Origin of the sequence: Micromonospora sp. ATA51 (assembly GCF_016802855.1) — a bacterium.
In the GTDB taxonomy this organism is placed as follows: Bacteria; Actinomycetota; Actinomycetes; order Mycobacteriales; family Micromonosporaceae; genus Micromonospora; species Micromonospora sicca.
Genome location: NZ_JAEVHJ010000273.1, coordinates 1 through 9,462, shown reverse-complemented (window position 1 = coordinate 9,462; position 9,462 = coordinate 1). Strand labels below are relative to the sequence as shown.

Below are 9,462 nucleotides of genomic sequence, written 5' to 3'. Positions count from 1 at the left end.
GACCGGGACGGCCGGGCGGACGGTGACCAACGTCAGGGCTGGGGGCGACCGTCCCCGGCGCAGGGATCAAGCCTGACCGCCCGGAGCCGGGGACGTCGCCCCCAGCCCCAAAGCGCAACCAACGAATCAGACCCGGAACCCAGCCGCCCGAGCCGCCCGACGTTCACGAGCGCGCGACTTGCGTCGGCGCAGGAACCAGAAGAGGAACGCCACCAGCCCGACCAGGAAGACCAGCACCAGCACCGGCAGCAGGATCGCCACCACCGACATCACCGCGCTGGTGGCGTCCTCGGCGGTGCTGGCCACCGGTGCGCCGAAGCCGGCGGTGGTCGCGTTGATGACCGGCCGGGCGGCCGACTTGAGCAGGTGAACGCCGAGCGCGATCAGCACGCCCACCACGACCGGCACCCACTGGTGGGAGGAGAAGAAGGTGTCCGGGTCGCTGACGGTGACGGTCTCCGAGGTGGAGCCGGCACCGAAGGCGAGGCCGCCGGCGGTGGGCCGGACGAACGTCTGCACCACGTCGTTGACGTGGTCGACCACCGGGACCTTGTCGGCGACCACCTCGACGGCGAGCAGCACGGCGAGGATGAGGATGACCCAGCCGTTGCCCAGCCAGTGCCAGCCGCTGGGCAGGTCCATGAGATCGGTGTAGCGCGCCAGCAGGCCCATCAGGAGCAGCGGGATGTAGGCGTTCAGGCCGGCCGAGGCGGCGAGGCCGGAACCGGTGAGGACTTCGAGCACGATCACAGCATCGCACCGGCACACCAGTGCCGCACGGTGGCGATGGCGGGGACCTCGGCTACCCTCGTCGGGTGCGGTTGGTGATTGCGAAGTGCTCGGTGGACTACGTCGGACGGCTCTCGGCTCACCTGCCGCCGGCCACCCGGCTGCTCATGGTGAAGGCGGACGGCTCGGTGTCGATCCACGCGGACGACCGGGCGTACAAGCCGTTGAACTGGATGAGCCCGCCCTGTCGGCTGGAGGAGGCCCCCGGCGTCTGGCGGGTGGTCAACAAGGCCGGCGAGGAGCTGCGGATCACCCTGGAGGAGGTCTTCCAGGACACCTCGTACGAGCTGGGCGTCGACCCGGGGCTGCGCAAGGACGGCGTCGAGGCGCACCTGCAGGAGCTGCTGGCCGCCAACCCGATGACCCTCGGCGAGGGTTACACGCTGGTCCGCCGGGAGTACATGACCGCCATCGGGCCGGTCGACCTGCTCTGCCGGGACGCCAACTCGGGCGCCGTCGCGGTCGAGGTGAAGCGGCGCGGCGAGATCGACGGCGTGGAGCAGCTCACCCGCTACCTGGAGCTGATGAACCGGGATCCGCTGCTCGCCCCGGTGACCGGCGTCTTCGCCGCGCAGGAGATCAAGCCGCAGGCCCGGGTGCTCGCAACCGACCGGGGCATCCGGTGCGTCGTGGTCGACTACGACAAGCTGCGCGGCATCGAGCGCGACGAGCTGACCCTGTTCTGAGCCGGCCGCCGGCCGCCACCGCCGGCCTGGCAGCGGCGGGGCCGGTCAGCGGTTCCGGCCGTACATCAGCTTGGCGGCCTTGACCAGGCGGGCGACGTCCGCCGGGGTGCGCTCGAAGGTCATCGACGGCAGCAGCGAGCGGGCCCGCCGCCGGGTGACGGACTTGGCCCGGCCGAACTCCCGCAGCCCGTCCTCGCCGTGGATCCGGCCGAAGCCGGAGTCACCGACGCCGCCGAACGGCAGCGTGGACATCCCGGCGAAGGTCAGCGCCGAGTTCACCGAGGCCATCCCGGAGCGCAGCCGCCGCGCGACCGCCACCGCCCGCTTGCGGCCGAAGACCGAACCCCCCAGGCCGTACGACAGGGCGTTGGCCCGGTCGACGGCCTCGTCGACGTCGCGTACCCGGTTGACGGTGAGCGTCGGGCCGAAGGTCTCCTCGCGTACGGCGGCCGAGTCCTCGGGAACGTCGACCAGCACGGTCGGGTGCACGTACGGCGGCTGGACCGCGTCTGGGCCGCCGAGCACCGCGCGACCGCCCCGCTCGACCGCGTCCTCGATGTGCCGGCGGATCACGTCGAGCTGCGAGGGCATGGTGATCGGACCGATGTCGGCGCCGTCGGGGCCCACGGTGAGCCGCCCGGCGCGGGCGATCACCTTGTCGACGAAGGCGTCGAAGACCTGGTCGACGGCGTAGACGCGTTCGATGCCGATGCAGGTCTGGCCGGCGTTGGTGAGCCCGCCCCACACGCACGCCTCGGCGGCGGCGTCCAGGTCGGCGTCGGAGTCCACGATCATCGCGTCCTTGCCGCCAGCCTCCAGCAGCACCGGGGTGAGCGACTCGGCGCAGGCGGCCATCACCTTTTTGGCCGTGGCGGTAGAACCGGTGAAGGCCAGCTTGGCCACGCCCGACCGGCACAGCGCCGCGCCCACGTCGCCGAGCCCGTGCACCGCCGTGAAGACGGGCTGCTCGGGGACGACCTCGGCGAACCGGTCGACCAGCCACTGCCCGACGGCCGGGGTGTATTCGCTGGGCTTGAACACCACCGCGTTGCCGGCGGCGAGCGCGTACGCGACGGAGCCGATCGGGGTGAAGACGGGGTAGTTCCAGGGGCCGATCACGCCGACCACCCCGTACGGCTGGTATTCCAGGTGGCCGGTGAACTCGGCGAGGATCAGCCGGGAGCGGACCCGCCGGGGCCCGAGCACGCGCCGCGCGTTGCGGGCCGCCCAGTCGATGTGCTCAAGCGCGGTGAGGATCTCGACGACGGCGTCGCCGACCGGCTTGCCGCCCTCGGTGTGGACCAGTTCGGCCAGCTCCTCGATCCGGCGGGCGAGCACGCTCCGCCAGCGCAGCAGCCGCTCCCGGCGACCGGTGAAGCCGAGCCCGGCCCACCACTCGCCCGCGGCGCGGGCCCGGGCGACCGCCTGGGCCACGTCCTCGGCGGTCGCCACCGGGAGTCGCCCCGCCTCCGCACCCGTCGCCGGGCTGGTCGACACCAACCGACCGTCCTCGATGACCGGGGTCCCCGGGACATGCACAGCCGTCATGGCGGAAGTCTAGACCCGAAGATTACTCGCCGGTAGGTCTCGCGGCGCCCGGAAACCGGCTGCCCGGGAAGGCCGCGCCGCGCGCCGGTGGGCGGTGGCCGACCGGCGCGCCCGCCGAACCGGCGAACGGGAGTTGACCGGCCGGGGTCGTGGAGGTGACCACCCGGTGGTGGGGATGACAACCGTGAGGTGGCACGCTGACGCGCGGGGCGATGGTGGGGTGGAAGGCGGGGTCCATGGAGGATCATCCGGAGTTGATGCCGCTGTTGACGGTGGCGGGCGGAACGATGCGGGGTTTGAGCTTCCGCGTCGGCCGTGACCCGCAGGTGATCGGCCGGGCGCCGACCGCCGGGATCGTGCTCGAGGATCCGCACCTCAGCCGGCGGCACGCCGCGGTCCAGCTGATCGGCGACGGGGTGTCGTTGGTGGACCTCGGCTCTACCAACGGGACCTGGCTCAACGACCGGCGGATCGCCGGCGTCGAGCAGCTCACCGACGGCGACGTGATCCGGCTCGGCCGTACCGAACTGCGGTACTTCGACCCGGGCGTGGCGCGGACGGACCCGGTGGGGCTGAGCTTCGCGGCGCCGCGCCGGGACCACCGGCGACCCTGCCGCTGCCCGTCCCGCCGACGCCGCGGCTGCCGGTGGGCGGCGCCGTCCTGCCGCTGCCCGCGGCGCCGGTCGACGCCCACCGCTGACCGGTCGACCCGGCGCGGCCCGGAGCCGCACCGGGTCGGGCCACAGCCGGCCGTGGTTGCGGGTGTGGGCCGGACCCATGGACCCGGGCGGCCCGACGTGTCAGCATGCGCCGATGGAGAGCGCGCAGCACGTCGTGTCGGCGAACGGCATCACCCAGGCGGTCCGGGTGGCGGGCCCGCCGGAGGGCGTGCCGGTGCTGCTCGTCCACGGCAACGTCTCCTCCGCCGCCTTCTGGGAGCCGCTGATCCGACGGCTGCCGGCGACCCTCCGGGTGGTCGCGCCCGACCTGCGCGGGTACGGCGACACGCAGACCGCGCCGGTGGACGCGACGCGCGGGCTGGGCGACTTCGCCGACGATGTGGCCGCCCTGCTCGACGTGCCGGGGCTCTTCGCCCCCGGCGCCCGGCCGGTGGTCGTCGGGCACTCGCTCGGCGGGGGCGTGGCGATGCGGCTGCTGGTCGACCACCCCGACCGGGTGGCCGCCCTGCTGCTGGAGGCACCCGTCTCCCCGTACGGCTTCGGCGGCACCCGGGACGTCCACGGCACGCCCACCACGCCCGACTTCGCCGGCACCGGCGGCGGCACGGCGAACCCCGACTTCGTCGCCCGGCTCGCCGCGAAGGACCGCGGCGAGGACGCCCCGACCGGCCCCCGCAACGTGCTGCGGCCACCTACGTCGCCGACCCGGCGTCGCTCGGCGAGGACGAGGAGCTGCTGCTGGACAGCGCCCTCTCCACCGCCACCGGGGACGACAACTACCCCGGCACGGCCGTCGCGTCGCCGCACTGGCCGGGCACCGCGCCGGGGGAGCGCGGCGTGCTCAACGCCCTCGCGCCCGCCCACTTCCGGCTCGCCGACGAGCTGGTCGCCGTCCCGGCCCCGCCCCCGGTCACCTGGGTACGCGGCGACGCCGACGTGATCGTCTCGGACACCTCTCTGTTCGACCTGGCGTACCTCGGGTCGCTCGGGGCGGTGCCCGGCTGGCCGGGGGAGGCGGACTGTCCGCCGCAGCCGATGATCGGGCAGACCCGGGCGGTGCTGGAGCGGTACGCGGCGGCCGGCGGGACGTACCGGGAGGTGGTGCTCCCGGGCTGCGGGCACAGTCCGCACCTGGAACGGCCGGTCGAGTTCGTGGCGGAGCTGCTGGCGCTCACGGGGGTGCCGGCGGCGGCCTGAGCCGCCCTGCGTGAAATATCCCACGGCGTCTCGACAACGCAGCGTCACGTGGCAGACTCCGGCGCATAACCTTAGCGGCCGTTCATGTCGACAACGGCGGAGTCAACCAGGGGAGGCCGGTCGTGGCGCGCGAGTTCACCAGGGTGGGTGTGGTGGGTCTGGGCACCATGGGTGCCGGCATCGTGGAGGTCTTCGCCCGCAACGGCATCGACGTGGTGGCGGTGGAGATCTCCGAGGGCGCCCTGGAGCGCGGCCGGTCCACCCTCACCGGCTCCACCGACCGCGCGGTCGCCAAGGGCAAGCTCGCCGCGGCCGACCGGGACGCCCTGCTGTCCCGGGTGAACTTCCAGGTCGGCCTGGAGGCCCTGCACTCGGTGGACCTGGTGATCGAGGCCGTTCCCGAGCACCTCGACCTGAAGCAGCGGATCTTCGCCGAGCTGGACCGGGTGTGCAAGCCCGAGGCGATCCTGGCCACCAACACCTCCTCGCTCAGCGTCACCGAGATCTCGGTCGCCACCACCCGCCCCAACCAGGTCATCGGCATCCACTTCTTCAACCCCGCGCCGGTGATGAAGCTGGTCGAGGTGGTCCGCACGGTGGTCACCTCCGCCGACGTGGTGGCCGACGTGGAGGCGCTCTGCAACCGGCTCGGCAAGGTCGACGTGACGATCAACGACCGGGCCGGCTTCATCGCCAACGCGCTGCTCTTCGGCTACCTGAACCACGCGGTGAGCATGTTCGAGGGGCGGTACGCCACCCGCGAGGACATCGACGCCGCGATGAAGCTCGGCTGCGGGCTGCCGATGGGCCCGCTCGCCCTGATGGACCTGATCGGCCTGGACACCGCGTACGAGATCCTGGACACCATGTACCGGCGGGGCGGGCGGGACCGCCGGCACGCCCCGGTGCCGCTGATCAAGCAGATGGTCACCGCGGGGCTGCTCGGCCGGAAGTCCGGCCGGGGCTTCTACACCTACGAGCGGCCGGGCTCCCCGGTGGTCGTACCGGACGAGCAGACGCCCGTGGCGTCGCAGGCCGCGCTCGCCGACGGCGCCCGCGCCATCGCGAAGGTCGGCGTGGTCGGCTCCGGGACCATGGCCACCGGCATCATCGAGGTCTTCGCCAAGGCCGGGTACGAGGTGGTCTCGGTGACCCGCGGCGCGGAGAAGTCCGCCAAGGTCTTCGAGACGGTCAAGACCTCGCTCAACAAGGGCGTGGTACGCGGCAAGCTCAGCGAGGACGACCGGGAGGCGGCGCTCGGCCGGATCAACTGGTCCGCGACCCTGGAGCACCTCGCCGACGTCGACCTGGTGGTCGAGGCCGTGGTCGAGGAGCTCAGCGTCAAGAAGGCCCTCTTCGCCAGCCTGGACGAGATCTGCAAGCCGGGCGTGGTGCTGGCCACCACCACCTCGTCGCTGCCGGTGATCGACGTCGCGATGGCCACCCAGCAGCCGGCGGACGTGGTCGGGCTGCACTTCTTCAACCCGGCACCGGTCATGCCGCTGGTCGAGGTCGTGCAGACCATCCGCACCTCGGCGGAGACCACCGCCACCGCCCGCGCGGTCTGCGCCGCGCTGGGCAAGACCGGCGTGGTCTGCGGTGACCGGTCCGGCTTCATCGTCAACGCGCTGCTCTTCCCGTACCTGAACGACGCGGTGAAGATGTTGGAGGCCAGCTACTCGACCGCGGACGACATCGACTACGCGATGAAGCTGGGCTGCGGCTACCCGATGGGCCCGTTCGAGCTGTTGGACGTGGTCGGGCTGGACGTGTCGCTGGCCATCCAGCGGGAGCTCTACCTGGAGCTGCGCGAGCCGGGCTTCGCCCCCGCGCCGCTGCTGGAGCACCTGGTCACCGCCGGCTACCTGGGCCGCAAGAGCGGCCGCGGGTTCCGCGACCACACCCGGCGCTGACCGGGTCAACACCCGACCGGAGACCTGCGACTGACCGGGGCCGCCGGTGGCGCCCGCCCGTCCCGGGTCGGTCCCGCCGGCGGCCCGTACGCTTGGTGTCCGTGAGCCCCCGTCGCAACCGCCCCCGCCGGGACGAGACCGCCCACCTGGACTCCGACCGGGTACGCCAGGGCGTGCCCACGGTCCAGCAGTGGCGCGACGGCGACTGGCAGGTACGCGGCATCAGCGGCGGGGCGTCGACCAAGACGTACCGCTGTCCCGGCTGCGACCAGGAGATCCGCCCCGGCGTGGCGCACGTGGTGGCCTGGCCGGCGGACGACCGGGGTGACCTGACCGACCGGCGGCACTGGCACAGCGGCTGCTGGCGGGCCCGGGACCGGCGCGGACCGGTCGTCCAGCGCGGCCGCAGCGCCCCCCGCCACGGCTGAGCGACCTGGATCACGCTGTTTCCGCCCCGGCGGGCGACCCGGGCGGCAGCGCGCCAGACTGGGACGGTGAGCACACCGATCCGCGCCTCGTCGATCCTGCCCGGCCACCGGGAGGACATCGAGCTGCACACCGCCGACGGGCTGAAGCTGGTCGGTGAGCTGGCCCGCCCCCTGGACCGGGAGCCGGCCGGCACCCTGGTCTGCCTGCACCCGCTACCCACCCACGGCGGGATGATGGACAGCCACGTGTTCCGCAAGGCGGCCTGGCGGCTGCCCGCGCTGGCCGACCTGGCCGTGCTCCGGTTCAACACCCGGGGCACCAGCAGCGTCCGCGGCACCAGCGAGGGGGCCTTCGACGCCGCGGTCGGCGAGCGCTTCGACGTCGCCGCCGCCATCGAGTACGTGGAGTTCGCCGAGTTGCCGAACATCTGGCTGGTCGGCTGGTCGTTCGGCACCGACCTGGTGCTCAAGTACGGCTGCGACCCGGCGGTGGCGGGGGCGATCCTGCTCTCCCCGCCGCTGCGCTTCTCCACCCCTGCCGACCTGGCCGAGTGGGCCGAGAGCGGCAAGCCGCTGACCGCGCTGGTCCCCGAGTTCGACGACTACCTGCGCCCGGACGAGGCCCGGGAGCGGTTCGCGGCGGTGCCACAGGCCGAGGTGGTCGGGGTGCCCGGCGCCAAGCACCTCTGGGTGGGCGACGCCGAGACCGTGCTCGACGAGATCGTCCGGCGGGTCAACCCGGCGGTGCCGGTGCCGCTGCCGACCACCTGGGACGGCCCGGTGGAGACCGGTGACGTCAGCGCGTACGCCGACCGGACGGTTGCCTCGTTCGCCGACACCCCGGTCGCCGGTCCGCGTCCCGACCGGGCGGGCTGACCGGCCCGTCGACCCGTCCGGGGTGCCCGGCGGGCCGGCTGACGCTCACCGGGATTCCTGCCGGGGCAGGACCACCTCGCGGAGGATCAGCTGCAGGGCGGCCACCGTCGGGATTGCGATCAGCGCCCCGACGACGCCCAGCAGCGACACCCCGAGCAGGGCGGCGAGCAGCGCGGCCACCTCGTTGACCGAGACCGCCCGCCGCATGATCTTGGGATAGATCAGGTAGTTCTCCACCTGCTGGTAGATCAGGAAGAAGACCAGGCAGGCGATGCCGACCGGCAGGTCGGTGGCGAGGCCCACCAGGGTCACCACGACCGCGCCCAGGGTGGCGCCGATCTGCGGGATCAGGTCGGTCACCGCGACCACCACCGCCAGCGCGAACGGGTACGGCAGCCCGACGACCAGCGCGAAGACGAACGTGCTCGCCCCGGCCAGCACCGCGATGCTGAGCGCACCCACCATGTACGCGCCCACCCGGGTCAGGATCTCGTCCCCGATCAGTTGCACCCGATCCCGGCGGGAGTGCGGCACCAGCGCGTACCCGAGGGCGCGCAGCTTGTCGAAGTAGGCCAGGAAGTAGATCGTCAGGACCAGCACGGTCAGCGCCCGGAAGATCGTGCCGAAGATCAGCTGCGCGCCGCCCAGCACGCCGCCGAGGGCCCGGCCGATGGTGTCCGCGCTCGCCGCCGACTGGACCCGTTCCATGAGGTCGTACCGCTCGACCAGGTCGTTGACCGTGGCGTTGCGACGCAGGTCGTCGAGGTAGCTCGGCAACTGCTGGATGAACTGCCCGGACTGGGTCACCACCGGCGGCACCAGCGCCAGCACCCCGCCGATGATCAGCAGCACGACGGTCAGCGCCACCACCGCCACCGCCAGCCCGTGCGGCAGGCCCCAGCGCCGCAGCCGGACCACCGCCGGGTGGAGCCCCACGGCCAGGAAGAGCGCGATGACCACCAGGACGAGGATGCCGGCGGCGTTGCGTACGCCCAGGAAGACCGCGTACGCCAGCAGCACCCCGAGCGCGCCGGTGAAGCCGACCAGGAAGCTGCTGCGCCGCAGCGGCCTGCCGGGGGTGCCGAAGCGCCCGCTCGGCCCACCCACCTCGAACTCGGTCGGATCCGACGTGTTCACCTCGGCGGTCCGACGCCGGTGGTCCGGCTCACCGCGGGATCGGGCGGGACATTGCCGGCGAACGTCCCGTCGGCGGCCGTCCCGTCGGCGGGCGCGCCGTCGGTCGCCTCGGGCGTCGGCGGTCCATCGGGCGTCCCGGTCGATGCGTGGGTTCCCGCGCCGCTCCTGGACGCGCCTGCCGGCCCGGGCTCGTCGGGGGCGGGGGGCG

The 9,462-nt window shown here is 73.3% G+C and carries 9 protein-coding genes and 2 pseudogenes; 7 read left to right on the top strand and 4 right to left on the bottom strand.

Annotation, left to right across the window (positions count from 1 at the left end; all coding sequences use genetic code 11):
- Positions 1-126: 126 nt before the first annotated feature.
- Positions 127-744, bottom strand: coding sequence for a DUF4126 domain-containing protein (locus JNW87_RS29510; protein ID WP_109800243.1), 618 nt, complete (start codon positions 742-744; stop codon positions 127-129).
- 71 nt (positions 745-815) lie between these two features.
- On the opposite strand from JNW87_RS29510, the gene nucS reads away from it, so the two are divergent.
- Complete coding sequence (gene nucS, locus JNW87_RS29505) at positions 816-1,475, top strand: endonuclease NucS (RefSeq protein ID WP_109800242.1); 660 nt, start codon at positions 816-818, stop codon at positions 1,473-1,475.
- 45 nt (positions 1,476-1,520) lie between these two features.
- On the opposite strand, the gene JNW87_RS29500 is transcribed toward nucS, so the two are convergent.
- Entirely contained in the window at positions 1,521-3,023 is a 1,503-nt protein-coding gene (locus JNW87_RS29500) for an aldehyde dehydrogenase family protein (protein WP_109800219.1), read from the bottom strand.
- A gap of 212 nt (positions 3,024-3,235) precedes the next feature.
- Between JNW87_RS29500 and JNW87_RS29495 the strand changes: the two are divergent.
- From JNW87_RS29495 to JNW87_RS29470, 6 genes and pseudogenes are all read left to right on the top strand, one after another.
- Positions 3,236-3,496: pseudogene (locus JNW87_RS29495) on the top strand (FHA domain-containing protein); the annotation flags it as partial.
- Between the two features lie 340 nt (positions 3,497-3,836).
- On the top strand, positions 3,837-4,643 hold the full coding sequence (locus tag JNW87_RS29490; protein ID WP_238454788.1) for an alpha/beta fold hydrolase: 807 nt from the start codon (positions 3,837-3,839) through the stop codon (positions 4,641-4,643).
- Positions 4,541-4,900: an alpha/beta fold hydrolase gene (locus JNW87_RS29485; protein WP_238454789.1), complete on the top strand. Its 360-nt coding sequence runs from the start codon at positions 4,541-4,543 to the stop codon at positions 4,898-4,900. The genes JNW87_RS29490 and JNW87_RS29485 overlap by 103 nt, the downstream gene beginning before the upstream one ends.
- Before the next feature lie 122 nt (positions 4,901-5,022).
- On the top strand, positions 5,023-6,813 hold the full coding sequence (locus tag JNW87_RS29480) for a 3-hydroxyacyl-CoA dehydrogenase family protein (RefSeq protein ID WP_238454787.1): 1,791 nt from the start codon (positions 5,023-5,025) through the stop codon (positions 6,811-6,813).
- Positions 6,814-6,914: 101 nt separating this feature from the next.
- Positions 6,915-7,241, top strand: coding sequence for a hypothetical protein (locus tag JNW87_RS29475; protein ID WP_236647320.1), 327 nt, complete (start codon positions 6,915-6,917; stop codon positions 7,239-7,241).
- Positions 7,242-7,307: 66 nt separating this feature from the next.
- Positions 7,308-8,117, top strand: a complete 810-nt coding sequence (locus tag JNW87_RS29470) for an alpha/beta hydrolase (RefSeq protein ID WP_109800214.1) — start codon at positions 7,308-7,310, stop codon at positions 8,115-8,117.
- Positions 8,118-8,162: 45 nt separating this feature from the next.
- On the opposite strand, the gene JNW87_RS29465 is transcribed toward JNW87_RS29470, so the two are convergent.
- Both JNW87_RS29465 and JNW87_RS29460 read right to left on the bottom strand, forming a co-directional pair.
- Positions 8,163-9,254: an AI-2E family transporter gene (locus JNW87_RS29465; RefSeq protein WP_109800241.1), complete on the bottom strand. Its 1,092-nt coding sequence runs from the start codon at positions 9,252-9,254 to the stop codon at positions 8,163-8,165.
- Positions 9,251-9,462 (bottom strand): annotated as a pseudogene (locus JNW87_RS29460) (RDD family protein); the annotation flags it as partial. The pseudogene JNW87_RS29460 and the gene JNW87_RS29465, both read right to left, overlap by 4 nt.

What these genes read in the sequence shown, in the direction of transcription:
- JNW87_RS29500 (WP_109800219.1), bottom strand. Translation starts at nt 3,023, where the DNA reads ATGACGGCTGTGCATGTCCCGGGGACCCCGGTCATCGAGGACGGTCGG.
- JNW87_RS29490 (WP_238454788.1), top strand. Translation starts at nt 3,837, where the DNA reads ATGGAGAGCGCGCAGCACGTCGTGTCGGCGAACGGCATCACCCAGGCG.